The sequence below is a fragment of the Mesorhizobium huakuii genome (assembly GCF_014189455.1).
GTDB classification, from domain to species: Bacteria; Pseudomonadota; Alphaproteobacteria; order Rhizobiales; family Rhizobiaceae; genus Mesorhizobium; species Mesorhizobium huakuii_A.
Map to the genome: position 1 here is coordinate 2,251,212 of NZ_CP050296.1, position 22,518 is coordinate 2,273,729.

26 protein-coding genes are annotated in these 22,518 nt (G+C 63.5%); 15 read left to right on the top strand and 11 right to left on the bottom strand.

Features of this window, described 5'->3' with window-relative positions:
* Positions 1-95: 95 nt before the first annotated feature.
* A complete protein-coding gene (gene rpoH / locus HB778_RS11000) occupies positions 96-1,007 on the top strand; it encodes an RNA polymerase sigma factor RpoH (protein WP_172223104.1) in 912 nt (303 codons plus the stop codon).
* Positions 1,008-1,090: 83 nt separating this feature from the next.
* Here rpoH and HB778_RS11005 read toward each other — a convergent pair whose 3' ends face one another.
* From HB778_RS11005 to HB778_RS11020, 4 genes are all read right to left on the bottom strand, one after another.
* Positions 1,091-1,963 carry an MBL fold metallo-hydrolase gene (locus tag HB778_RS11005; RefSeq protein ID WP_244661890.1) on the bottom strand — a complete coding sequence of 291 codons (873 nt, stop codon included), beginning with the start codon at positions 1,961-1,963 and terminating at the stop codon, positions 1,091-1,093.
* Between the two features lie 142 nt (positions 1,964-2,105).
* Positions 2,106-2,765 carry a peroxiredoxin gene (locus tag HB778_RS11010; protein ID WP_019861622.1) on the bottom strand — a complete coding sequence of 220 codons (660 nt, stop codon included), beginning with the start codon at positions 2,763-2,765 and terminating at the stop codon, positions 2,106-2,108.
* Between the two features lie 164 nt (positions 2,766-2,929).
* Positions 2,930-3,292, bottom strand: coding sequence for a cell division protein ZapA (locus HB778_RS11015; protein WP_010911917.1), 363 nt, complete (start codon positions 3,290-3,292; stop codon positions 2,930-2,932).
* 10 nt (positions 3,293-3,302) lie between these two features.
* Positions 3,303-3,575 carry a DUF4164 domain-containing protein gene (locus HB778_RS11020; RefSeq protein WP_095089347.1) on the bottom strand — a complete coding sequence of 91 codons (273 nt, stop codon included), beginning with the start codon at positions 3,573-3,575 and terminating at the stop codon, positions 3,303-3,305.
* 262 nt (positions 3,576-3,837) lie between these two features.
* Here HB778_RS11020 and tkt point away from each other — a divergent pair, with 262 nt between their 5' ends.
* The 7 genes from tkt (at position 3,838) to HB778_RS11055 (ending at position 13,340) form a co-directional block, all read left to right on the top strand.
* A complete protein-coding gene (tkt, locus tag HB778_RS11025; protein ID WP_183463751.1) occupies positions 3,838-5,829 on the top strand; it encodes a transketolase in 1,992 nt (663 codons plus the stop codon).
* Positions 5,830-6,040: 211 nt separating this feature from the next.
* Complete coding sequence (gene gap / locus HB778_RS11030; protein WP_183463761.1) at positions 6,041-7,051, top strand: type I glyceraldehyde-3-phosphate dehydrogenase; 1,011 nt, start codon at positions 6,041-6,043, stop codon at positions 7,049-7,051.
* 196 nt (positions 7,052-7,247) lie between these two features.
* Positions 7,248-9,128, top strand: coding sequence for a potassium/proton antiporter (locus HB778_RS11035; RefSeq protein ID WP_183463763.1), 1,881 nt, complete (start codon positions 7,248-7,250; stop codon positions 9,126-9,128).
* Between the two features lie 158 nt (positions 9,129-9,286).
* Entirely contained in the window at positions 9,287-10,483 is a 1,197-nt protein-coding gene (locus HB778_RS11040) for a phosphoglycerate kinase (RefSeq protein WP_183463765.1), read from the top strand.
* Positions 10,484-10,610: 127 nt separating this feature from the next.
* Positions 10,611-11,636, top strand: coding sequence for a class I fructose-bisphosphate aldolase (locus HB778_RS11045; RefSeq protein WP_183463767.1), 1,026 nt, complete (start codon positions 10,611-10,613; stop codon positions 11,634-11,636).
* 169 nt (positions 11,637-11,805) lie between these two features.
* Positions 11,806-12,543, top strand: coding sequence for a DUF899 domain-containing protein (locus tag HB778_RS11050; protein ID WP_183463769.1), 738 nt, complete (start codon positions 11,806-11,808; stop codon positions 12,541-12,543).
* An 83-nt stretch (positions 12,544-12,626) separates the two neighbouring features.
* Positions 12,627-13,340: an SGNH/GDSL hydrolase family protein gene (locus HB778_RS11055; RefSeq protein ID WP_183463771.1), complete on the top strand. Its 714-nt coding sequence runs from the start codon at positions 12,627-12,629 to the stop codon at positions 13,338-13,340.
* A 30-nt stretch (positions 13,341-13,370) separates the two neighbouring features.
* On the opposite strand, the gene HB778_RS11060 is transcribed toward HB778_RS11055, so the two are convergent.
* Both HB778_RS11060 and HB778_RS11065 read right to left on the bottom strand, forming a co-directional pair.
* Complete coding sequence (locus HB778_RS11060; protein ID WP_080643995.1) at positions 13,371-13,532, bottom strand: hypothetical protein; 162 nt, start codon at positions 13,530-13,532, stop codon at positions 13,371-13,373.
* A 113-nt stretch (positions 13,533-13,645) separates the two neighbouring features.
* Positions 13,646-14,599 carry a ring-cleaving dioxygenase gene (locus tag HB778_RS11065; protein WP_183463773.1) on the bottom strand — a complete coding sequence of 318 codons (954 nt, stop codon included), beginning with the start codon at positions 14,597-14,599 and terminating at the stop codon, positions 13,646-13,648.
* A gap of 311 nt (positions 14,600-14,910) precedes the next feature.
* Here HB778_RS11065 and HB778_RS11070 point away from each other — a divergent pair, with 311 nt between their 5' ends.
* The 4 genes from HB778_RS11070 (at position 14,911) to HB778_RS11085 (ending at position 17,078) form a co-directional block, all read left to right on the top strand.
* Entirely contained in the window at positions 14,911-15,078 is a 168-nt protein-coding gene (locus tag HB778_RS11070) for a hypothetical protein (protein WP_183463775.1), read from the top strand.
* 143 nt (positions 15,079-15,221) lie between these two features.
* Positions 15,222-15,812: a DJ-1/PfpI family protein gene (locus HB778_RS11075; RefSeq protein ID WP_183463777.1), complete on the top strand. Its 591-nt coding sequence runs from the start codon at positions 15,222-15,224 to the stop codon at positions 15,810-15,812.
* 66 nt (positions 15,813-15,878) lie between these two features.
* Entirely contained in the window at positions 15,879-16,286 is a 408-nt protein-coding gene (locus tag HB778_RS11080) for a hypothetical protein (protein ID WP_183463779.1), read from the top strand.
* Positions 16,287-16,358: 72 nt separating this feature from the next.
* Complete coding sequence (locus HB778_RS11085) at positions 16,359-17,078, top strand: helix-turn-helix transcriptional regulator (protein WP_095201249.1); 720 nt, start codon at positions 16,359-16,361, stop codon at positions 17,076-17,078.
* Positions 17,079-17,139: 61 nt separating this feature from the next.
* Here HB778_RS11085 and HB778_RS11090 read toward each other — a convergent pair whose 3' ends face one another.
* The 3 genes from HB778_RS11090 to HB778_RS11100 form a co-directional block, all read right to left on the bottom strand.
* Positions 17,140-17,832 carry a DUF1013 domain-containing protein gene (locus HB778_RS11090; protein ID WP_044548374.1) on the bottom strand — a complete coding sequence of 231 codons (693 nt, stop codon included), beginning with the start codon at positions 17,830-17,832 and terminating at the stop codon, positions 17,140-17,142.
* Positions 17,833-18,206: 374 nt separating this feature from the next.
* Positions 18,207-18,347 (bottom strand): DUF1127 domain-containing protein, encoded by a 141-nt coding sequence (locus HB778_RS11095; protein WP_006327955.1) that lies wholly within the window; start codon positions 18,345-18,347, stop codon positions 18,207-18,209.
* 364 nt (positions 18,348-18,711) lie between these two features.
* Positions 18,712-19,722 carry an NAD(P)H-quinone oxidoreductase gene (locus HB778_RS11100; protein ID WP_183463781.1) on the bottom strand — a complete coding sequence of 337 codons (1,011 nt, stop codon included), beginning with the start codon at positions 19,720-19,722 and terminating at the stop codon, positions 18,712-18,714.
* Between the two features lie 122 nt (positions 19,723-19,844).
* Between HB778_RS11100 and HB778_RS11105 the strand changes: the two genes are divergently transcribed.
* The 3 genes from HB778_RS11105 to HB778_RS11115 all read left to right on the top strand — a co-directional run bounded on the left by HB778_RS11105 (position 19,845) and on the right by HB778_RS11115 (position 21,674).
* On the top strand, positions 19,845-20,039 hold the full coding sequence (locus HB778_RS11105; protein ID WP_183463783.1) for a DUF1192 family protein: 195 nt from the start codon (positions 19,845-19,847) through the stop codon (positions 20,037-20,039).
* A 92-nt stretch (positions 20,040-20,131) separates the two neighbouring features.
* Entirely contained in the window at positions 20,132-21,379 is a 1,248-nt protein-coding gene (locus tag HB778_RS11110) for an MFS transporter (protein ID WP_183463785.1), read from the top strand.
* 31 nt (positions 21,380-21,410) lie between these two features.
* Positions 21,411-21,674, top strand: a complete 264-nt coding sequence (locus tag HB778_RS11115) for an ArsR/SmtB family transcription factor (protein ID WP_027041916.1) — start codon at positions 21,411-21,413, stop codon at positions 21,672-21,674.
* A gap of 29 nt (positions 21,675-21,703) precedes the next feature.
* On the opposite strand, the gene HB778_RS11120 is transcribed toward HB778_RS11115, so the two are convergent.
* Together HB778_RS11120 and HB778_RS11125 are read right to left on the bottom strand one after the other, a co-directional pair.
* Positions 21,704-22,168 (bottom strand): SRPBCC family protein, encoded by a 465-nt coding sequence (locus HB778_RS11120; protein ID WP_183463787.1) that lies wholly within the window; start codon positions 22,166-22,168, stop codon positions 21,704-21,706.
* A gap of 11 nt (positions 22,169-22,179) precedes the next feature.
* Positions 22,180-22,515: an ArsR/SmtB family transcription factor gene (locus HB778_RS11125; RefSeq protein WP_183463789.1), complete on the bottom strand. Its 336-nt coding sequence runs from the start codon at positions 22,513-22,515 to the stop codon at positions 22,180-22,182.
* Positions 22,516-22,518 lie beyond the last annotated feature (3 nt).

A 22,518-nucleotide genomic window follows, 5' to 3' on the forward strand; every position in this document is an offset into this window, starting at 1 on the left:
ATATATATCTGACGTCGCGAGCGAGCCTTTGGGTGCTCGCGTCAAATGCCCGCCGCGTTTCGGGGGCATCACTCCAATAGAGAGGGGGCGCTATCATGGCCCAGTCACTACCCAGTATTGTTTCCGGCGAAGGCGGCCTCAGCCGCTACCTGGAAGAAATCCGCCGCTTTCCCATGCTTCAGCCGCAGGAAGAGTACATGCTCGCCAAGCGTTACGCCGAGCATGAAGACACGTCCGCCGCGCACAAGCTCGTTACCAGCCACCTTCGGCTCGTCGCCAAGATCGCCATGGGCTATCGCGGCTACGGCCTGCCGATCGGCGAGGTGATCTCGGAAGGCAATGTCGGCCTGATGCAGGCCGTCAAGAAATTCGAACCAGAGCGCGGTTTCCGCCTCGCGACCTACGCCATGTGGTGGATCAAGGCCTCGATCCAGGAATACATCCTGCGCTCGTGGAGCCTGGTCAAGATGGGCACGACCGCCAACCAGAAGCGGCTGTTCTTCAACCTGCGCAAGGTGAAGGGCAAGATCCAGGCTCTGGACGACGGCGATTTGAAGCCCGATCAGATCACCGAGATCGCCACCAGGCTGAACGTTTCCGAAGCCGAGGTGGTATCGATGAACCGCCGCCTGTCTGGCGACGCTTCGCTCAACGCGCCGATCCGGGCGACGGAAGGCGAATCCGGCGAATGGCAGGACTGGCTGGTCGACGACCACGAAAGCCAGGAAGAGATGCTGATCGAGCAGGACGAGCTGGAAAACCGGCGCGGCATGCTGTCAGGCGCTCTTGCCGTGCTCAATGAGCGCGAGCGGCGCATCTTCGAGGCCCGTCGCCTCGCCGAGGAGCCGCTGACGCTGGAAGAGCTGTCGGCCGAGTTCGACATCAGCCGCGAGCGCGTGCGCCAGATCGAAGTGCGCGCCTTCGAGAAGGTGCAGGATGCCGTCAAGGCCGCCGCCAAGCGCCAGACCCAGGCGCTGCGCACAATCGAGGCCCAGCCGGCGGCTTAAAGTCAGCCTCGGCAACGAAATGAAAAAGGCGGCGCCAGGAAACTGGCGCCGCTTTTTTTGTTCCTGACCGCCGAGTTGCGACCTCAAAGCGGATCCAGCGGAAACTTCAGATACCGCCTTCCATTGGCTTCCGGTTCCGGCAGCCGGCCGCCATTCATATTGACCTGCAGCGCATGCAGGATCAGCCGCGGCATCGGCAATGTCCGGTCGCGCGCCTCGCGCAGCGTCACGAACTCGGCCTCGCTGTGGGCGGCAACGAGATGGATGTTCGTTGCCTTCTGCGCGGCCACCGTGCTCTCCCACAAGGGCTCGCGTCCACCGGGCTGATAGTCATGGCCGACGAAGACACGCGTCTCGTCGGGCAAAGCCAGTATGTCCTGGATCGAGCGCCACAGCCGCGCGGCGCTGCCGCCGGGAAAATCCGCCCGCGCCGTGCCGCTGTCCGGCATGAACAGCGTGTCATGCACGAAGGCGGCGTCGCCGACCACATAGCTGATCGAGGCCAGCGTATGCCCGGGTGAGAACAGCACCTTGACCGGAAGGCTGCCGATCGCAAACGTCTCGCCTTCCCTGAACAGCCTGTCCCACTGCGAACCGTCGGCGGGAAAATCCGGCCAGTTGTAGATCACCCTCCACAGCTTCTGGACATCGACGATCCTGTCGCCGATCGCTACCAACGCCCCGGTCTTCCGTTTCAGATAGTGCGCGGCCGAGAAATGGTCGGCATGCGGGTGGGTATCGAGGATCCACTCGAGCTCCAGCCCGCTTTCTCCAATGAAATCGAGCACCGCATCAGCGCTCTTCGTACCCGTCGCGCCGGATCTCTCATCGAAGTCGAGGATCGGATCGATGATCGCGCACCGCTTCGTCGCCGGATCGGTGACGACATACTGGATGGCCCCGGTCGGCTTGTCGTAAAACCCCCTGACCATTGGCCTGGCCAAAGTTACGTCCACTTCCGGCTCCCTCACCCATCGCCGGCGGGAACGATTTTCTCCACCAGCACCCATTGTGAGCATGGTTGTCCACCCCGGCGAGCCAGTCAAGCATGACTTGGCCCGCAGAGATAGAAACGGCAAAACCGTCCCGGCGCCGACTTCAGGCGGACGGCTGCTTGGTCTTCCTGAGATAGGGCAGGATGGTCTCGAAGGCGCCAAAACGCTTGATTGCATCCTCGTTGGAAACGGCGGCGGTGATGATGACGTCCTCGCCCTGCTTCCAGTTGGCCGGCGTCGCCACCTGATGCTTGGCGGTGAGCTGCATGGAATCGACCGCGCGCAGGATCTCGTCGAAGTTGCGGCCCGTGGTCATCGGATAGGTCAGCACCAGCTTGATCTTCTTGTCCGGCCCGATGACATAGACCGAGCGCACGGTGGCATTGTCGGCGGGCGTGCGGCCTTCCGAGGTCTCGCCAGCACCGGCGGGTAGCATGTCATAGAGCTTGGCGACCTTGAGGTCCTTGTCGCCGATCAGCGGATAGTGCACCGTTTGGCCGGTCGCCGTCTTGATGTCGGCCTGCCACTTGTCGTGGCTTGCAACCGGATCGACGGAGATGCCGATGATCTTGACGTTGCGTTTCTTGAACTCACCTTCCAGCCCCGCCATCGTGCCAAGCTCGGTGGTGCAGACCGGTGTGAAATTCTTCGGGTGGCTGAAGAGGATCGCCCAGCCGTCACCGATCCAGTCGTGAAAGCTGATCGTCCCTTGCGTGGTCTCGGCGGTGAAATCCGGCGCGATGTCGTTGATGCGAAGGCTCATGGTTCCTACCCCTGTGAATGCCGCCCGTTGGCGGGCTCCCACCCTTTTACCACTCCCTCGGCGACGTTCAAAACGCTGAGGTCGCCCGGCAGCGGTGCAGGCCGCGAAAAAATTTCGCCTTTTCTTGGGGAATGTGGAAATTTCGCTGTCGGCGCCGGCAATGTCTAGGATTTCACCGCCAGCGACGTCGCCAGATCTTCCATGCGCTGCGCCAGCGCGCCAAGCGCGTTGGTCAGCACGCTGTCGCTCTTGTCGGCCTTGGTCAGCGCCTCGTCGCGTGTCTTGCGCAAGGTCAGCACTTCGCTTTCCATGCCCTTGACGCGCTTCTGCAGTTCCGAGAGTTCGTCCATCACCATGATGCCGGCCATGACGGTCAGCCGCTGGTCGCCGATCTCGCCGAAAGAATCCTTCAGATGCGAGACATAGCGATCGAAGCGTTCGGCGAGGTCGATCAGATGCTCTTCCTGGCCCTCGTCGCAGGCCATGCGATACTGCTTGCCGTCGATTGAGACCGTGACCTGTGCCATGGGCCAGCTCCTATCTGTCCAACACGGCGCGGATGGTTTCCATGGCGGTCACCAGCCGTCGCGAGACTTCCTTGTTGGCGTCCTCCAGCCGTTCGGCGCGCGCTTCGGAATTGTCGAGTTCCTGCGCCAGCCGGGAGCGGTCGGCATTCATCCGCTGCACTTCGGCCTCGGCTTCCGAGTAATCGCGTTCATGCTCCAGCTTGGCCGCGACGGCGTTTTCCAGCCCCTCGATGGCCTTGCCCAGCCTGGAGATGACTTCCTTGAGCGTGGTTTCCCCGGTCATGGCCTTCGTCCTGTGCCCTGCCCATCACCGAATCGTTCGCGTTCAGAACGCGTTATCCGGGAAACATTAGGCACCGGGTGAAGGCAACGTCAACAAAGCTCTCGCGACTGTCCCCTGCTAACGCTAATGTAGACCCGCCGCCGGCATCACAAGACCGGCAAATCTGCACCCGATTTGTTGACTAAAAGCCCGCGCCTGCTATGTGTCGCGCACCCTTTTCAAGGGCTCTCCCAAGCCCCAAACCCCCACCTCTGGAGGAACCATGACGTCGCGTGAACAACATGACCGGATGGCCAATGCGATCCGTTTTCTCGCCATGGATGCCGTCGAGAAGGCCCAGTCCGGCCATCCCGGCCTGCCGATGGGCTGCGCCGACATCGCCACGGTGCTGTTCACCCGCTTCCTGAAATACGACCCCAAGGCCCCGCACTGGCCCGACCGCGACCGCTTCATCCTGTCGGCCGGCCACGGCTCGATGCTGCTTTATTCGCTGCTGCATCTGACCGGTTATGAAGACATGACCATCGATCAGATCAAGCACTTCCGCCAGTTGGGCTCGAAGACGGCAGGCCATCCCGAATACGGCCATGCCACCGGCATCGAGACGACGACCGGCCCGCTCGGCCAGGGTCTCGCCAATTCGGTCGGCTTCGCGCTCGGCGAGCGCATCATGAACGCTGCCTTCGGCAACGACCTCGTCAGCCACTACACCTATGTGCTGGCCGGCGACGGCTGCCTGATGGAAGGCGTTTCCCAGGAAGCCATCGCGCTGGCCGGGCATCTGAAGCTCAACAAGCTGATCGTCTTCTGGGACAACAACAACATCTCGATCGACGGTCCGGTCTCGCTTGCCGACAACACCGACCAGGTCGCCCGCTTCCAGGCCTCCGGCTGGAACGCCAGCCACATCGACGGCACCGATCCGGAAGCCATCGCCTATGCCATCGAAGCCGCCCGCCACTCCGACAAGCCGACGATGATCGCCTGCAAGACGACCATCGGCTTCGGCGCCCCGACCAAGGCCGGCACCAACAAGGCGCACGGCTCGCCGCTCGGCGCCGACGAGATCGCCGGTGCGCGCAAGTTCTTCAACTGGGAGTCGCCGCCCTTCGAAATTCCGGCCGACATCCTCGATGCCTGGCGCACCGCCGGCAAGGCCGGCGCCAAGCCGCGCGCCGACTGGGAAGACCGTCTCGCCAAGGCCGAGCCGAAGCTGAAGGCCGAGTTCGAGCGCCGCCTGGCCGGCAAGCTGCCGTCCAATTTCGACGCCGTCATCGCCGACTACAAGAAGAAGCTCTCGGCCGACAAGCCGAAGGTCGCCACCCGAAAGTCGTCGGAAATGGCGCTTGAGGTCATCAACGGCGCCGTGCCGGAAACCATCGGCGGCTCGGCCGACCTCACCGGCTCCAACAACACCAAAACCAGCCAGACCAAGAACATCACGCCGGACGATTACGGCCAGCGCTATGTCCACTACGGCATCCGCGAGCACGGCATGGCGGCCGCCATCAACGGCCTGACGCTGCACGGCGGCCTCATCGCCTATGGCGGCACCTTCATGTGCTTCTCCGACTATGCCCGCCCGTCCATGCGGCTTTCCTCGCTGATGGGCATCCGCTCGATCTTCGTCATGACCCATGATTCCATTGGTCTGGGCGAAGACGGCCCGACCCACCAGCCGGTCGAGCATCTGGCGGCCCTGCGCGCCATCCCCAACCACAATGTCTTTCGTCCGGCCGACGCGGTGGAGACCGCCGAATGCTGGCAGATCGCGCTCGAAACCGAGAAGACGCCCTCGACGCTGGCGCTGACCCGCCAGAACCTCCCGACGGTGCGCACCGAGCACTCGGCCAACAACCTGAGCAGCCTGGGCGCCTACGAGCTGGCCGCGGCCAGCGGCGAGGCGGCGGTGACGATCTTCGCCACCGGCTCCGAGGTCGAGATCGCGCTCGGCGCCCGCGACCTGCTCGAGAAGCACGGCCACCCGACCCGCGTCGTGTCGGTGCCTTGCTTCGAACTGTTCGACAAGCAGAGCGACGACTACCGCAAGAAGACGATCGGCAACGCGCCGATCAAGATGGCGATCGAGGCCGGCATCCGCCAGGGCTGGGATCATCTCATCGGCTCGGATGGCATCTTCGTCGGCATGACCGGCTTCGGCGCCTCGGGCACGATCGAGCAGCTCTACCCGCATTTCGGTATCACCGCCGAAGCAGCGGCCAAGGCGGCGGAAGCCTGCCTGCACGCCAAGTAAGGCTGTGCATGCCGCTCAAAACTGTGTCGCGGTTTTGGGACAACGGCATGCACAAAACAAAAATGCCCCGCGAAATCGCGTCGAGCGGTTTCGCGGGACTGGCCCAACCTAATCGATTTAAATCCACGTCGCTGCGGCTGGATTCTTTGCCCGTCCGCCGCTATGAAGCTGCGGACCCATCGTCAGCCTTCCAGCTCCCAGGGAGAGAAAAATGACTGTCAGAGTTGCCATCAACGGATTCGGCCGCATCGGCCGCAACATCCTGCGCGCCATCCATGAATCCGGCCGCAAGGACATCGACGTCGTCGCCGTCAACGATCTCGGCCCGGTCGAGACCAATGCGCACCTGCTGCGCTACGACAGCGTGCATGGCCGTTTCCCCCATGAAGTAAGCGTCGATGGCGACCAGATCACCGTCGGCAAGGAAAAGTTCAAGGTCACCGCCATCAAGGATCCGACGCAGCTGCCGTGGAAGGAACTGGGCGTCGACATCGCGCTCGAATGCACCGGCATCTTCACCGCCCGTGACAAGGCCGCCGCACATTTGACCGCCGGCGCCAAGCGCGTGCTGGTCTCCGCACCTGCAGACGGCGCTGACCTAACCGTCGTCTACGGCATCAACCACGACAAGCTGACCAAAGACCACATCGTCATCTCGAACGCGTCCTGCACCACCAACTGCCTGGCGCCGCTGGCCGCCGTGCTGCATGAGACGGTCGGCATCGAAAAGGGCATGATGACGACGATCCACTCCTACACGGGCGATCAGCCGACGCTGGACACCATGCACAAGGATCTCTACCGCGCTCGCGCCCGCGCCCTGTCGCAGATCCCGACCTCGACCGGTGCCGCCAAGGCCATCGGCCTTGTGCTGCCCGACCTCAAGGGCAAGCTCGACGGCATCTCGATCCGCGTGCCGACTCCGAACGTCTCGGTCGTCGACTTCAAGTTCATCGCCAAGCGCGCGACCACGGTCCAGGAAATCAACGAAGCGGTCATCGCCGCCTCCAACGGCAAGCTGAAGGGCATCCTCGGCGTCACCCATCACCCGAACGTGTCGATCGATTTCAACCACGATCCGCGTTCGTCGATCATGGCGCTCGACCAGACCAAGGTGATGGACGGCAACTTCGTTTCGGTGCTGTCCTGGTACGACAATGAGTGGGGCTTCTCCAACCGCATGGGCGACACCGCCGTCGCTTTCGGCAAGACCATCGCCTGATCGCGGACCCCTCTTCCAGAGACTTGAAACGCCCGGCTCTGTCCGGGCGTTTTCATTTGCCGGAGCAGCAACGCTTGGCCGTCCGAAAATCAGCGGCATAGGGCAAAAAACCACCCTCCCGCCTTGCACTGGTCATGCCTTCGCCTCACTCTCCCTTGAATCGGGAAGACAGAGGAATTCTAGGGGCAAATCACGGATGGAGCATGCGATCTATCTCGTTACGCTGGTTGGCACGGCGCTTGTTGTCGCCGCCGCGTTTTCGAGCCTGATCGCCTTCCGCTTCGGCGCCCCCCTCCTGCTTCTGTTTCTCTGCATCGGGCTCGCCACGGGAACCGACGGCCTCGGCATCGAATTCGACAATGCCCGCATCGCCTATTTTGCCGGCTCACTGGCGCTGGCGGTCATCCTGTTCGACTCCGGCTTCGGCACGCCGCTCAACGCCTTGCGGCAGGCGGCGGGACCGGCCCTTTCGCTGGCGACCTTCGGCGTGCTTATCACCACCGGCCTGTTCGGAGCAGCCGCCTACTATCTGCTCGACCTCAGCTGGCTGGAATCCTTCCTGCTCGGTGCCGCCGTCGCTTCGACCGATGCCGCAGCGGTGTTCTTCCTGCTGCGCGCCGGCGAGATCAATCTGCGCGAGCGCGTGCGCTCCACGCTCGAGGTGGAATCCGGCACCAACGACCCGATCGCCATCTTCCTGACCATCACCCTGGTCGAGATCATCGCCGCCCACGCCAATCCCGAAGCCAATGTGCTCGCCACCAGCCTGATCCTTGGCTTCCTCGTCAATATGGGCCTCGGCGCCATTGTCGGGGTGCTCGGCGGCCTTGCCATCGTGCGCCTCGTCGACCGGCTCAACCTCGACCATGGCCTGCTGCCGATCTTCGTGCTGACGCTGTCGCTGATGATTTTCGCCGCCGCCGGCGCCATTGGCGGCTCGGGCTTCCTGGCGGTCTATATCGCCGGCCTCATCGCCGGCAATTCCGACATCCGCGCCGTCACCATCCTCAAGCGCTTCCAGGACGGCATGTCGTGGCTGGCGCAGATCATCATGTTCCTGATCCTCGGCCTGTTCGCCACCCCCTCGCAATTCCCGGCGATCATGGTGCCGGCGATAGCGCTTGGCCTGTTCCTGATGTTCGTCGCGAGGCCCGTCGCCGTCTGGCTCTGCCTGATCCCGTTCCGCTTGCCACGTCCCGAAGTCGCCTTCGTCTCCTGGGTCGGCCTGCGCGGTGCCGTCTCGATCCTGCTCGCCATCACACCGCTGCTTGGCGGGCTGGAAAACGGCCGCACCATCTTCAATGCCGCCTTCATCATCGTTCTGGTGTCGCTGGTCATCCAGGGCTGGACGGTCGGACCGCTGGCGCGTCGCCTCGGCCTCATCGTGCCGGCGCGGCTCGGCCCTCTCGACAAGGTCGAACTCGAACTCCCCGGTTCGGCCCATCACGAGCTTCTCGCCTATCGCGTGGCGCATGGCAGCCCGGTGGCGCGCGGCGAGCGCATTCCGCGCTGGGCGCGGCCCTCGCTGGTGCTGCGCGACGGACGCTCGATGCGCTTCCAGGACATGGGGCGGCTCGCCGCCGGTGACCAGGTCTACATCTTCGTGCCGGACCGCTATCCGCGCCTGCTCGACAAACTGTTTGCCAGCCGCGCGGTGGTCGACCCGGAAGACGCCGATTTCTTCGGCGCCTTCGCCGTCGACCCGGCTCGCTCCGCCGCCGAACTGGAAGCCGCCTACGCGCCGGGCCTGACCGAGGCGGAGCAGAAGCAGACCGTCGGCGCGCTGGTCACGGCGCGGCTTGGCGGCCATGCCGAATATGCCGATCGCGTGCTGATTGGCCAGATCGAGCTGATCGTCAGGGATGTCGACGACAAGGGCAGGATCACGGGTCTCGGCCTCTCCTTCGAACCGACCGCGCCGGTGGCGCGGGTGCCGGTGTTCCTGAGCGCCGGCGAGATGGGCGACCGTCTCAGCGCCTTCATCCGCAACTGGCGCAAGCCGACCGAGACGCAGGAGGCGGCACAGACAGATGAGCCGCCTGAGCCACCGGTTGAAAAGGCAACGACCGGGAGCTGACAAGGGCGATTGTTTGCCTCACCCCATCCGCGTGGGGCGATCTTCACGGACTATGTCCCCGCCCGCCGCAAAATTTCGCCCCGCACCGCGCGCCAAAGCCTTGCATCGTCATTGATGCGAGGTATGGTCCCGGCGATTTTCCGAGGAAAGGGACCGGCATGGCTGCCTTCAAGACACTGGACGATATCGGCAACATCAGCGGCAAGCGCGTGCTGGTGCGCGTCGACCTCAACGTTCCCGTCGCCGACGGCAAGGTCACCGACGCCACCCGCATCGAACGCATCGCGCCGACCATCGCCGAACTGTCGGGCAAGGGCGCCAAGGTCATCCTGCTTGCCCATTTCGGCCGGCCCAAGGATGGCCCTTCCGCCGAATTCTCGCTTGAGCCGATCGCCAGGGCAACGGCGCAGGTGCTCGGCCGTCCCGTCGGCTTTGCCTCGGATTGCGTCGGCGACACGGCGGGAAGCGCTGTCGCCGCCATGAACAAGGGCGACGTCCTGCTCTTGGAAAACACCCGGTTCTACAAAACCGAGGAGAAGAACGATCCGGCCTTTACCGAGCGACTTGCCGCCAATGGCGACATCTTCGTCAACGACGCCTTTTCGGCGGCCCACCGCGCCCACTCCTCGACCGAAGGGCTGGCGCGTCTGTTGCCCTCCTTTGCCGGCCGCACCATGCAGGCCGAGCTCGAAGCGCTGGAGAAAGGCCTGGGCAATCCGGTCCGCCCGGTCGTCGCCATTGTCGGCGGCGCCAAGGTCTCGACCAAGATCGACCTGTTGATGAACCTGGTGAAGAAGGTCGACGCGCTGGTGATCGGCGGCGGCATGGCCAACACTTTCCTTGCCGCGCGCGGCACCGATGTCGGCAAGTCGCTGTGCGAGCATGACCTGGCCCCCACCGCCAAGCAGATCATGATCGAGGCCGCCGAGGCCGGCTGCGCCATCATCCTGCCGGTCGACGGCGTCGTCGCCAAGGAATTCAGGGCGGGCGCCGCCTGCGAGACCGTCGCCATCTCCGACGTGCCGGCCGACGGCATGATCCTCGATGTCGGCGAAAAGACCGTGACGACGATCGGGGAGTGGATCGACCGCGCCGCGACGCTGGTCTGGAACGGCCCGCTCGGCGCCTTCGAGATCGAGCCTTTCGATCACGCCACGGTTGCCGCGGCAAAACACGCGGCCGCGCGCACCAAGGCCGGCAAGCTTGTCTCCGTCGCCGGTGGCGGCGACACGGTGGCGGCGCTCAACCATGCCGGTGTCGCCGACGACTTCACCTATGTCTCGACCGCCGGCGGCGCTTTCCTGGAATGGATGGAAGGCAAGCCGCTGCCCGGCGTCGACGTGCTGAAGCGCTGAGACCATCAACATAGAGAGAGCGCTCAGTGGCGCTCTCGACTTTCAATCGATTCGAGCTTTCCGATGCCATTCCTTTGGCGGTAGACTTCCGTTAAGCGCGGAACGAACCCCTTTCAGGAGAAGCATGATGAGCGAACGTCTCGAAGACATTGCCGCCGCGATTGTGGCCAACGGCAAGGGCCTGCTGGCCGCTGACGAAAGTTCCGGCACGATCAAAAAGCGCTTCGACGTCATCGGCGTCGAATCGACCGCCGACAGCCGCCGCGACTATCGCGAGATGATGTTCCGCGCCAAGGACGCGATGACCAAGTATATTTCCGGCGTCATCCTCTATGACGAAACGATCCGCCAGAAGGCCGCCGACGGCACGCCGCTGGTCGACATCATCAAGGCATCAGGCGCCATTCCCGGCATCAAGGTCGATGCCGGCGCCAAGCCGCTGGCCGGCTTTCCCGGCGACACCGTCACCGAGGGCCTCGACGGCCTGCGCGAACGGCTTGCCGATTACTACAAGCTCGGCGCCCGCTTCGCCAAATGGCGCGCGGTGATCGACATCGATACCGGCAAGGGCGTGCCTTCGACCAATTCGATCAACGCGAACACCCATGCGCTCGCCCGCTATGCCGCCCTCTGCCAGGAGGCCGGCATCGTGCCGATCGTCGAGCCGGAAGTGCTGATGGACGGCGCCCACGACATCGGCACCTGCTACGAGGTCTCGAAGGCGACGCTGATCAAGCTTTATGATGAACTCCATGCGGCGGGCGTCGTGCTCGAAGGCACCATCCTGAAGCCCAACATGGTTCTGTCGGGCAAGAAGTCGGGCACGGTGGACAGTCCCGAAAAGGTCGCCGAGATGACGATAAAACTGTTCCGCGAGACCGTGCCGACGGCGGTGCCGGGCATCGCCTTCCTTTCCGGCGGCCAGGAGGACGAGGAGGCGACCGCCAACCTCAACGCCATCAACGCCATCGGGCCGCATCCGTGGAAGCTGACCTTCTCCTATGGCCGCGCACTGCAGGCCGCCCCGCAGAAGGCATGGAGCGGCAAGGCGTCGAACGTCGCCGCCGGCCAGGCCGCCTTCACCCACCGCGCCCACATGAACTATCTGGCCGCGCTCGGAAAATGGAAAGCGAGCCTCGAACAGGCCGCCTGATCCCAACTCTTCCGCCTCTCTTCGAACCCGGGCCGATGCGCCCGGGTTTTTGTTGCCTGCGGATTTGGGGGAAGACCTCCTCGTTCCTATTTCCTCTGGGCGTTGCCGGCGGCGATGTCGGTTTGCGCCCATCCCGAACGTCCTTGGGATGAGAGACAGGGAGAGGTTCATGCATCGCAACAAGGTTGTTTCACGCGAAGACTGGTTCCAGGCGCACAAGGCGCATCTGGCCCGCGAGAAGGAACTGACACGGCTACGCGAACGCATCGCGGCCGAGCGGCGCGAACTGCCCTGGCTGAAGATCAGGAAGGACTATGTTTTCGAGACCGAACAAGGGCCGAAGAGACTGGCCGACCTGTTTGGCGCCAACAGCCAGCTGATCGTCTACCACTTCGTGTTCGCGCCAGGTTCCAACCATCACTGCGAAAGCTGTGCCTTCGTCGCCGACCATATGGATGGCGCCAACCAGCATCTCAGGCATCATGACGTGTCGCTTGTCGCCGTGTCGCGGGCGCCGCTCGCTGAGCTGCTGCCCTACAAGCAGCGCATGGGCTGGCAGTTCGACTGGGTGTCTTCCTATGCCTCGGACTTCAACTTCGATATGCAGGTATCCTTCACCGACAAGCAGATCGCATCCGGCGAAGCGGTCTACAATTTCGAAACACCGGTGCTGACGTCGAAAGACCTGCCCGGCACCACTGTCTTCCACAAGAACGAGATCGGTGACCTCTTCCTGACCTTCATGTCGCGCGCCCGTGGCAGCGAACAGTTTATCGGCGCCTATCAGTATCTCGACATCGCACCGAAAGGCCGTGACGAGACCGGTCCTTACGGCACGTTCATGGACTGGGTACGGCTGCACGATGAATATGGGAACAGGTCGCAGCAGGGCGATGCATGCCCTTAGGGCACGGGCCGGCAGTGCAAGGATCCGTTCACCTCGGCCCAAACATGCGCTAAGCCTGCCGCAGATCATTCCACGGTTCCGTCATGCGCTTCCCGGCCTCTCTCACCTGGCTCGCCTTCCCAGTCTATATCTGGCAGGGACTCGGCGTGCGCCGCCGCACCACGCGCATGCTGCCGGCACGGGGACCAGTCATGCACGACCTCGCTGGTAAGGCGCCGGCAATCTCGCTTCTGGTGCTGGGTGATTCCTCGGCCGCCTCGGTCGGCATCGGCAATTCCGAAGACGGGCTTGCCGCGCAACTCGCCGTGCTGATCGCGCAGCGTACCGGCCGCGCCGTACGCTGGCGCGCCGCTGGCTTCAATTCGGCGACGTCAGGCCAGATCCGCGACCATGTCCTGCCCAATCTGTCGGCCGATCCGTGGACGCATATCGTGCTCGCCATCGGCACCAACGACACCAAGAATTTTCATTCGGTGCCGCGCTTCAAGAAGGAGTTCGGCGGCTTGCTCTACGCCTTGCGCGCCAAATGGCCGGAGGCGCGCGTGGTGTGGTCGCCGGTGCTCGAATTCACGCGGGCGCCGGCCATGCCGCCGCTGCTCGGCAAGATCCTCGAGATCCGCGCCACCGCAATGAACCGGATGGGTGAACGCCTCTGCCTGGAGCGCGGCGCAGTGCCGGCGCCACGCCTGCCGATCACCAACCCCGAGGCCGGTTTTGCCTCCGACGGGTTCCACGCCTCGGAGGCAGGTTACCGCGCCTGGGCGGAACATCTCGTCGACCAGGTGCTTGCCGGCTGACTTTGCGGCGGCGGTCCTGTCATGCGCAGGCTACGTCAAATGCCCAAGCACGGCGGCCAACGAGATCGCGGCCATGGCGAGCAGCGCCAGCTTCCAGAAATCGCCGCGGCGCTTGAGCCCCGGCCATCCGATCGGTTTGATCAGCTGGATGACCATGAAGCCGATGATCACAAGGGCAAGGAGTTTCGTCATGTCGCCTTTGACCAGCAACGCGGCTGGCTGTCAAAGCGCCTTGTTCGATCTCTGAGAAAGCACAGGCGCCACAATCCGAACCGGAAACGTGGCGCCCACCTTCAGGCGGCGATCTATTTCAGCGGCTTGAGACCAGCTTCGATCGAGGCGCGCTTCGGTTCAAGGAACGGCGGCAGGGCCAGGCTTTCACCCAGCGTCTCCAGCGGTTCATCGGCGGTGAAGCCCGGCCCGTCTGTGGCGATCTCGAACAGGATGCCGTTCGGCTCGCGGAAATAGAGCGAACGGAAGTAGTAACGCTCGACCTCGCCGCTCGACGGCAGGCGGAATTCGGCCAGACGGGCGGTCCACTGATGCAACGTCTCCTGGTCCGGCGCCCTGAAGGCGACGTGGTGAACAGCGCCGGCGCCTTGCCTTGCTGGCGCCAGGCCTGGCTGCACGGCGACATGAAGCTCCGCCGCCGGCCCGCCAGCCCCCATTTCGAAGACATGGACCTGGCCCTCGCCGTCCGGCGAGGCATAGTCGCGGCCCTTGCGCATGTTCATCACCCGGGTCAGCACCGCCTCGGTGTTGGTGATGTCGGGGACACTGATGACGATCGGCCCGAGCCCGCGGATCTGATGCTCAGCCGGCACCGGGCTTTGCGCCCATGGATGGCTGCCGCCCTTGCCACCATCGCTGATGAGCCGCAGGCGCTGGCCTTCGGGATCCTCGAAATCCAGGCTGGGATAGCCGCCAATGTCGGCAACCTCTCCTGTCACGATGTTTTCACCGGCCAGGTGCTGCTTCCACCACGCAAGGCTTTCGGGACTGCCGACCCTGAGGCTGGTGCGCGCGATGGAGTGGGTGCCGCGCCGCTCGCGGCCAACCGGCCAGTCGAAGAAGGTAAGGTCGGTGCCCGGAGTCGCTTCGCCGTCGGCATAGAAGAGGTGGTAGGCCGATGTGTCGTCCTGGTTCACCGTCTTCTTGACCAGCCGCAAGCCTAGCACCCTCGTGTAGAAGTGAAGATTGCCCGGGGCGTCGGCGGTGATGGCGGTCAGATGGTGGATTCCTGTCAGTTGCAGGCTCATGGTCGTCTCCCTGGTTTTGGGGAAGAATTTTCTCCTTTCATATCAGAACTGCGGTCACGGCGCTGAAGGCCGCCAATCCTGACAGTCCGTCGCCATGAGATGAACAATGCCGCACATATTGTTGCACCTACGGTGAACAATCAGGCGCTCCGCGGCTTGCTGCAGCGAGGGCGCGACGGCATCGAAAAAAGGCTTCCCCTCAAAGAGACGCGTCGAGGCGTAACTATCGCTGAGCGCCTGACATCCTCCTGACAGACTGCTGTCAGGAGGGGTGTGCGATAGTGTCTCCATCAAAAGAGAGGAGACTGGTCATGAACGGTTACACCATTCTGCGCGGCATGCAGCATTATGTCGGCAAGGTTCGCACCATGCGCAACGAAATCCGCACACAGCGTTTCCTGAACGCGCTGCCTGCGGACGTCCGCAAGGATATCGGCTGGCCGGATATGTATGCGGAACGTCGCTCCCTCGGCAATTGAGGCGAATTTTTCGACGTCGATATTGGACATGGACGCGCCAATGCCCAGATGTCAATGCATGTCGCCCAAAAGTGGCCCCCGGTTTTGGGGGCACGACATGCATGACAACAAAGCTGCGGCGCGCTGGGGGATGGAGCGAGCTTATGCCCGATCAGAAGACAATCGGCTTCCTTTTCATCGAAGGTTTTGCCGACTGGGAATATGGGCTGCTTGCGGCCTCGGCGGTTGAATGGTTCGGCGCTCGCGCCGTGTCGCTGACGCCCGAAGGCAAGCCCGTGACCGGAATCAGCGGTTTTCGGCTGACGCCCGACCGTTCGGTCGGCGTCGAAGAGAATGCCGATCTTGACGCCGTTGCCGTCATCGGTTCCGACCAGTGGGCGGGCACGGCACCGCCGGATGTCGCTCGACTGCTCAATGCAGTAGCAACGCGCGGTGGTGTGGTTGGCGGTATCTGCGCCGGCACGCTGGCGCTGGCCCGTGCGGGTATGTTCGAAGAAGCCAGGCATACCAGCAATGGCCGCGACTGGATCAACGGACATGAAGCCGGCTATGCTGGCGACAGCAACTATCAGGACGTGCCGCATGCGGTCGCCGACGGCAGGATCGTGTCCGCGCCGGGTTCAGCGCCCGGCACCTTTGCCCTTGCCTTTCTGAAGACACTCTATCCCGAAAGAGCCAGCGATCTCGCTCAGATGCGAACGCTGTTTGTCAGGGAATATGCTGAAGCCTCCTGACAGTATGCTGTCAGGAGGTGCATGCGATGGTGGGATAATGCGCATGGCCGGCCGAGAGGACAATCGATGAAAAGTTGGAACGACAGGCTGAATACGCCTGGCATCAACGGCGTGAAACCGACGCCGCGCACGGTGGGTGACGTGGTCGAGGGCCAGCCGATGCTGGTGCCAACGGCACGCCAGGTCGACGACTTTATCCGCTCGATTCCCGCAGGCGTCGAGATGGATATCCGTGCGTTGCGCACCGCCCTTGCCATCGAACACGGCGCCGAAGTGACATGCCCGGTCACAACAGGCTATCATCTGCGCACGGTTGCCGAAGCCGCCAAGGAAGACCTCGAGCGCGGCATGACGCTGAGCGACGTCGCCCCCTTCTGGCGCGTGCTCGATGAGAAGACGCCAACAACGAAGAAACTGTCCTTTGGCGCGGAGTTCGTTGCCGCCCAGCGCAAGCGCGAAGGACTGAAACCGTAATGCATGTCATCTGCAAGTGGGCCTGGTTCTGGGGCCACGGCATGCATAGAGATAAAACTGGGGAAGCAAACGATGCGCCGCGCCGACAGGCTCTTTCAGATCGTGCAGCATCTGCGGGGTGGCCGTCTGGTCACCGCCCAGAAGCTCGGCACGTGGCTCGAGGTTTCCGAGCGAACGATCTATCGCGACATAGCCGACCTGCAATCGACCGGGGTGCCGATCGACGGCGAGGCCGGTGTTGGCTACATGATGAGGGAGGGTTTCGACCTTCCGCCACTAATGTTCACGCGTGACGAGATCGTGGCGCTGGTTGCCGGCGCCCGCATGGTGCGCGCCTTTGGCGGCGCCGCCATGGCGCGGGCCGCCGACGAGGCGCTGGTCAAGATCGGCGCCGTGCTGCCCGATGCCGAAAAGGATCGCATCGCCCGCACCGAGATCCACACCCCGATGTGGGTTGTGAGCGACGCCGCCCGCGAGGCGATCGACCTGATCGAGCGTGCGGTCGAAAAACGCCAGGTGCTGACCATCGACTATTGCGACGAGGCCGGCCGCGGCACCGCGCGCGACATCAGGCCGCTCGGGCTGTGGTTCTGGGGCAAGGTGTGGACGCTGGTCGCCTGGTGCGAAATGCGCGACGATTTCCGCGCCTTCCGCATCGACCGCATCGCCTCGGTGGTGATCGCCGGCCGCATCTTCAAGCCGGAGCGCGGCAAGCAGCTTGCCGACTTCTACCGGGCGGTGGAGCGCAGCGAGGATTACGGCATGGCGCCGGACCGCGTGGCGCGAAGCTGAGGTCGACCATGGAATAAAAAAGCCCGCTCGAAGCGGGCTTTTTGTTGGCCTGTAGCGGACCTCACTCGTCGTCCGCGTCTTCGTTCTTCGACTTCAGCGCCGAGAGCTTGGCGAACACGGCGTTGGCGTCGAGTTCGGCATCTTCGTCCTTCGGCTTTTCCGGAGCCGGCACCAGCCGCTCGGTCAGGGCCGCTGGCAGCAGCGTGTCGCCGACCGGCTGCGCCTGTTCGCGGCCACGCGAGGCGCGGTTGACTTCCATGTCGAGGTCGATCTGCGAGGCGAGACCTAGCGTCACCGGGTCCATCGGCTGCAGATTGGCCGAATTCCAATGCTTGCGTTCGCGGATCTGCTCGATCGTCGACTTGGTGGTGCCGACGAGGCGCGAAATCTGCGCGTCCTTGAGTTCGGGATGGTTGCGCACCAGCCACAGGATGGCGTTCGGCCGGTCCTGGCGCTTCGACAGCGGTGTGTAGCGCGGACCCTTGCGCTTGGATTCCGGCACCCGCACCTTGGGGTCGGAAAGCTTCAGGCGCTGGTTCGGATCCTTCTCGGCGCGCGCGATCTCGTCGCGGGTCAGCTGGCCGGTCATGATCGGGTCCATGCCCTTGATGCCTTGCGCCGATTCGCCGTCGGCAATCGCCTTGACCTCGAGCGGATGCAGCCCGCAGAACTGCGCGATCTGCTCGAAAGACAGCGCGGTGTTGTCGACCAGCCAGACGGCAGTCGCCTTGGGCATCAGCAGCGTATTGGCCATTTAAAAAATCCTTCTCGTTCGCCCGCGTTCCCGCGCGGGCGGTGGTTTAGGGCCACCAAAATGGGAAATTCGCGGCCTGTATAACCGTTCCCTTGCTGTTTCGCAATGTTTTTGGAAGTGCGGCGGCCCCGATGCGTTCAGGAACCGGCAAGCCACATTCGAATGGCTAACCTCGGCCGAAGGGACGGGCACTTTTGAACGAGACGCAGAAGTGCTGCACGCGCCCCTTGGAATTGCCAGTGCAATTGCCTGGGCCCAAAAAGACAAAACCCGCTGGACGGGGTCCAGCGGGCTCGGAACCGGAAACGGGAAACGTCTGCGACGGCTCTACTTCTCAGCATGAGCCCGGCCTTGCGGCCGGGTCGTGCTTAAACTCAGATCGCCTGGCGGGCGATCCGTTCGATGTCGGCGCGGTTGATGCCGAGATCGTTGAGCTGACGGGCGTTGAGCTTGTTCAGTTCACGCACGGTCTCGTTGTACATGCGCCAGTTACGGAAAGCGCGGATCGGGTTCATGGTAGTCCTCCTGATGGGGTGTTCGTTTCGATGCTGCACAGATAGTGATCATCGATGGGGACTTGAACGGCCGATTTTGCATAGCAATGATGCAAATGCTGCATTGCACCATTAAGCTTCTGTTCATCTCGTAGGCAGTCCTCGGCGCAGGACGTGTCGAGATTCAGGTCAGGCCGAGTCGAGAATGGTGGGTTCCGGGGTCGCCCTGCGACGAGCGGAGCGTACTTAAGTACGCGAGCACCGGCCTACGCCGGCCATAGCCCTTGGCTGCCGCGACCGCCCAGATGAGTGCTTCGGCCGGCGAAGGCCGGAAGCGCAGGTATCAGCCATTTGCAGGCCGGCCTCACCGGAATATCGGCGCGTCCTAACCGACGTCGAGCACGATCTTGCCTATATGCTCGCCCTCCTCCATCCGCTCATGCGCGCGCCAGGCATCGGTGAGCGGGTAGATCATGTCCATGACGGGTGCCACCTTGCGCGTGCCGAGCAGCGGCCACACCTGCGCCTCCAGAGCCGCCGCGATCGCCGCCTTGAACTCGACAGTGCGCGGCCTCAGCGTCGAGCCCGTATGGGTCAGCCGCTTGACCATGATCTTGGAAAAATCGGCGCTGGCGACGGCGCCGGCCTGCACGGCGATCTGGACGATGCGGCCCTCGACGGCGGCGGCCTCATAGTTTCGCTGGACATAGTCGCCGCCGACCATGTCGAGGATGACATTGGCGCCCTTGCCTTCCGTCGCCTCTTTTACCGCCTTGACGAAATCCTCCTCGCGATAGTTGATCGCGCGGTCGGCGCCGAGCTTCAGGCAGGCATCGCATTTTTCCTCGGAGCCGGCGGTGGTGATGACATAGGCGCCGAAGGCCGACGCCAGTTGGATCGCCGTCGTGCCGATGCCGGACGAGCCGCCATGCACCAGCAGCGTCTCGCCTTTCTTCAGGCCGCCGCGTTCGAACACATTGTGCCAGACGGTGAAATAGTTTTCCGGCACTGCCGCCGCTTCCGTGTGGGTGAACCCGGCTGGCAGCGGCAGCACGCTGCCGGTGTGAACCTTGACATATTCGGCGTAGCCGCCGCCGGGCGTCAGCGCGCAGACCCGGTCGCCGATGCGCCAGCGCGATATCTCGTCACCAAGGGCTGCCACTTCGCCCGACACTTCGAGGCCCGGCAGGTCCGATGCGCCGGGCGGCGGCGGATAGGCGCCCTTGCGCTGCTGCACGTCGGGCCGGTTGACGCCGGCGGCATGCACCTTGATCAGGATCTCGCCGGGACCGGGTTGCGGCACGTCACGCGTTTCCGGTTTCAGCACCCGTGGGCCACCCGGCTCCGAGATCGCGATCGCCGTCATCCTCGCCGGAATTTTCTGTCCGCTCGCCATGAAGTTTCCCGTCTTTCCTCGCCGCATTCTTACCGGCTGTTTGCATCGACGCCCTTGCCCTATGTATGCTGATTGGCAAATCAGGCAAATGGCCAATCTGGTGTGGCGGAGGAGGAGCAACGATGGCGATCTTCGACGACGAACCCAAGAAGAAGACGCGCCCGCACGAGATCGGGCAGGACCTGTCGCTGCTCTCGCTTGGCGAACTGTCGGAACGTATCGGCATATTGCGCGACGAAGTTGCCCGGCTGGAAGCAGAGATCAAGTCCAAGGACAACACCAAATCGGCCGCCGAGGCACTGTTCCGCCGCGGATAGAGGACCGGAGCGGAACGGCTCGCCGCTGAAAAGCCGGAATGCGACTGTCTTCAGACCCTGCCATCCCTTTCAGAGTCCAGCCGGATCAAAAAATGCTCGCATCCTACCGACCGATCCTCTCCCTGCTTCGCGGCACTGCCTTTCTGCTCGCGGCATCGGGTCTGCATGGGCTGCTGTTGCCCCTGCGCGGCCAGGTGGAGGGGTTCTCGACCGCATCGCTCGGCCTAATGGGCACCGCCTGGGCCGGTGGCTTCGTCACCGGCTGTTTCTTCGCGCCGCGCCTTGTGCGCCGCGCCGGGCATGTGCGCGCCTTCGGCGCCTTTGCCGCGTCCGGCGCCATCGTGGCGCTGCTCACCGGCCTGATCATCGACGAATATGTCTGGATCCTGTTGCGCGCCTTCACCGGCTTCACCATGGCCGGCGCTTTCATGGTCATTGAGAGCTGGCTGAACGAGAAGGCCACCAACGAGAACCGCGGCACCGTCTTCGGCCTCTATATGATGGTCACCTACGCCTCGATCATGGGCGGACAGATGATCGTCGCCGGCGGCGACGTGAAATCAGCCTCGCTATTCATGATCACCGGAATCCTGTTTTGCCTGTCGCTGATCCCGACCGCGGTTTCTTCGGCATCGCTCCCCAAGCCGCTGCAGGACGTCAAGCTCGACGTCAAGGGCCTCTACGCCAACTCCCCGGTGTCGGCGGTCGCTTGCCTGTTGGTCGGTATCGCCAACGGCGCCTGGGGCACGCTGGGTGCCGTCTACGGCGCCCGTATCGGCATTTCCACGGCCGAGATCGCCTTGATGATGAGCCTTGTCGTCGTCGCCGGCGCCGCCATGCAGCTGCCAGCCGGGCGTCTGTCCGACAAGACCGACCGCCGTTTCGTGCTCGCCGGTGCCGCTTTTGGCGCGGCGCTGGTCGCACTGCTGGTCTTCCTCTTCGAGCCGCGCTCCGCCGTCTTTGTCATCGTCTTGACCGCCGCTTACGGCGCCTTCGCCTACACGCTCTATTCGATCGCCGTGGCCCATGCCAACGACCACGCCCGTGCTGAGGATTTCGTCAAGGTATCGGGCGGCTTGCTGCTGCTTTACGGCTTCGGCACCATGATCGGCCCTTTGCTGGCGGCGGCGCTGATGGGCTGGATGCGACCGGAGGGTCTGTTCCTGGCGACCGCCTTCGCGCATCTGTCGCTGGCCGGCTACACGCTGCTACGCATCAGCCGCCGCGCTCCGGTGCCGATCGAGAATCGCGATGCTTTCAAGACGCAGCCGGCCGATCGCTCGCTGACGCCGGAAGCATTGCGGCTCGATCCAAGAAGAAAAGCAGAAGCAGACAGTTGAGATTCGAAAAACTTTGCCTCACAAATGAGGCATGATGTTTTCCGACGCCTTCATGGCGATCGCCGACCCCAATCGGCGCCATCTTCTGGAAGAACTTCGACGCGGCCCGAAAACCGTTAACGAGTTGGCCGCCGGCTTGCCAGTCTCACGCCCGGCCGTATCACAGCATCTGAAAGTGCTTCTGGACGCCGGATTGGTCAACGCCAAAGCTGAAGGCACGCGACGTGTCTATACAGTCAGCAATTCCGGCTTCCTGAAGCTCAACATCTGGCTCGATCAATTCTGGGAAGCCTGACCGTTTCTGACCGCGGCCCGATCAACACTTCAGGTCTTTTTGTCCAGAAAGGCGCCGAGCAGATCGAGGAGCACTCCGGTCCCGTGCTCGCGCGTTGACGAGGTGTCGTGGCCATCGAGGAAAGCGCCCTGCTCGGTCAGCACCAGCCGCGTCCCCTTGCCTTCTGCAAAAAGTTCGATCGTGGCCAGCGACACCGAGATGCGGGTTCCGCCGAACAGCATGTCATAGCTGTAGACGATACGCTGGTCCGGCACGATATCCTGATAGGTAGCGGTGTAGACGTGGATCGGACCATCTTTTGGCCCGCCGGCATTGACCTCTTTGCCGCCGACGCGAAAGTCCATTTCAAAGCGGCCGGGCATCGGATTGTCGGGATCGGTGAACCAGCGTCGCTTGGCGTCTGCATTGCTGAGCGCGAAGAAGACTTTCGACGGCGCCGCCGGATAGAGACGCTCGATGACGAAGGTGGAATGGACGACGGATCTTTGGCTCACTGAGATCTCCTTCATGTTTCGTGTTTGGTTTCCGCCAGAAAATCGCCCAGCCGGTCCAGCCGGCGCTCCCAGGCGAGGCGCCGCTCATTGATCCAGTGTTCGGCCGCCCTGAGCGCCTTGGGTTCAATCTGGCAGGTGCGCACGCGCCCAACCTTCTGCGTGCGAACCAACCCGCTTGCTTCCAGAAGGTTGAGGTGCTGGACGACGGCCGACAGCGACATCGCCAGCGGTTCGGCCAGTTGGCTGACCGAGGCGGGGCCACGCGACAGCCGGTCGACCATCTGCCGCCGCGCCGGATCGGCAAGCGCCTGGAACATCAGGTCGAGCTGGGCGGCATCGTGCAGCATAGC

Coding starts and splice junctions, on each gene's coding strand:
- HB778_RS11040 (WP_183463765.1), top strand. CDS start 9,287: ATGGCTGCCTTCAAGACACTGGACGATATCGGCAACATCAGCGGCAAG.
- HB778_RS11060 (WP_080643995.1), bottom strand. CDS start 13,532: ATGACGAAACTCCTTGCCCTTGTGATCATCGGCTTCATGGTCATCCAG.
- HB778_RS11095 (WP_006327955.1), bottom strand. CDS start 18,347: ATGAACCCGATCCGCGCTTTCCGTAACTGGCGCATGTACAACGAGACC.
- HB778_RS11045 (WP_183463767.1), top strand. CDS start 10,611: ATGAGCGAACGTCTCGAAGACATTGCCGCCGCGATTGTGGCCAACGGC.
- HB778_RS11115 (WP_027041916.1), top strand. CDS start 21,411: ATGATGTTTTCCGACGCCTTCATGGCGATCGCCGACCCCAATCGGCGC.
- HB778_RS11080 (WP_183463779.1), top strand. CDS start 15,879: ATGAAAAGTTGGAACGACAGGCTGAATACGCCTGGCATCAACGGCGTG.
- HB778_RS11015 (WP_010911917.1), bottom strand. CDS start 3,292: ATGGCACAGGTCACGGTCTCAATCGACGGCAAGCAGTATCGCATGGCC.
- HB778_RS11085 (WP_095201249.1), top strand. CDS start 16,359: ATGCGCCGCGCCGACAGGCTCTTTCAGATCGTGCAGCATCTGCGGGGT.
- rpoH (WP_172223104.1), top strand. CDS start 96: ATGGCCCAGTCACTACCCAGTATTGTTTCCGGCGAAGGCGGCCTCAGC.
- HB778_RS11020 (WP_095089347.1), bottom strand. CDS start 3,575: ATGACCGGGGAAACCACGCTCAAGGAAGTCATCTCCAGGCTGGGCAAG.
- HB778_RS11125 (WP_183463789.1), bottom strand. CDS start 22,515: ATGCTGCACGATGCCGCCCAGCTCGACCTGATGTTCCAGGCGCTTGCC.
- HB778_RS11105 (WP_183463783.1), top strand. CDS start 19,845: ATGGCGATCTTCGACGACGAACCCAAGAAGAAGACGCGCCCGCACGAG.
- HB778_RS11065 (WP_183463773.1), bottom strand. CDS start 14,599: ATGAGCCTGCAACTGACAGGAATCCACCATCTGACCGCCATCACCGCC.
- HB778_RS11010 (WP_019861622.1), bottom strand. CDS start 2,765: ATGAGCCTTCGCATCAACGACATCGCGCCGGATTTCACCGCCGAGACC.
- gap (WP_183463761.1), top strand. CDS start 6,041: ATGACTGTCAGAGTTGCCATCAACGGATTCGGCCGCATCGGCCGCAAC.
- HB778_RS11075 (WP_183463777.1), top strand. CDS start 15,222: ATGCCCGATCAGAAGACAATCGGCTTCCTTTTCATCGAAGGTTTTGCC.
- HB778_RS11090 (WP_044548374.1), bottom strand. CDS start 17,832: ATGGCCAATACGCTGCTGATGCCCAAGGCGACTGCCGTCTGGCTGGTC.
- HB778_RS11100 (WP_183463781.1), bottom strand. CDS start 19,722: ATGGCGAGCGGACAGAAAATTCCGGCGAGGATGACGGCGATCGCGATC.
- HB778_RS11035 (WP_183463763.1), top strand. CDS start 7,248: ATGGAGCATGCGATCTATCTCGTTACGCTGGTTGGCACGGCGCTTGTT.
- HB778_RS11055 (WP_183463771.1), top strand. CDS start 12,627: ATGCGCTTCCCGGCCTCTCTCACCTGGCTCGCCTTCCCAGTCTATATC.
- HB778_RS11070 (WP_183463775.1), top strand. CDS start 14,911: ATGAACGGTTACACCATTCTGCGCGGCATGCAGCATTATGTCGGCAAG.
- tkt (WP_183463751.1), top strand. CDS start 3,838: ATGACGTCGCGTGAACAACATGACCGGATGGCCAATGCGATCCGTTTT.
- HB778_RS11110 (WP_183463785.1), top strand. CDS start 20,132: ATGCTCGCATCCTACCGACCGATCCTCTCCCTGCTTCGCGGCACTGCC.
- HB778_RS11050 (WP_183463769.1), top strand. CDS start 11,806: ATGCATCGCAACAAGGTTGTTTCACGCGAAGACTGGTTCCAGGCGCAC.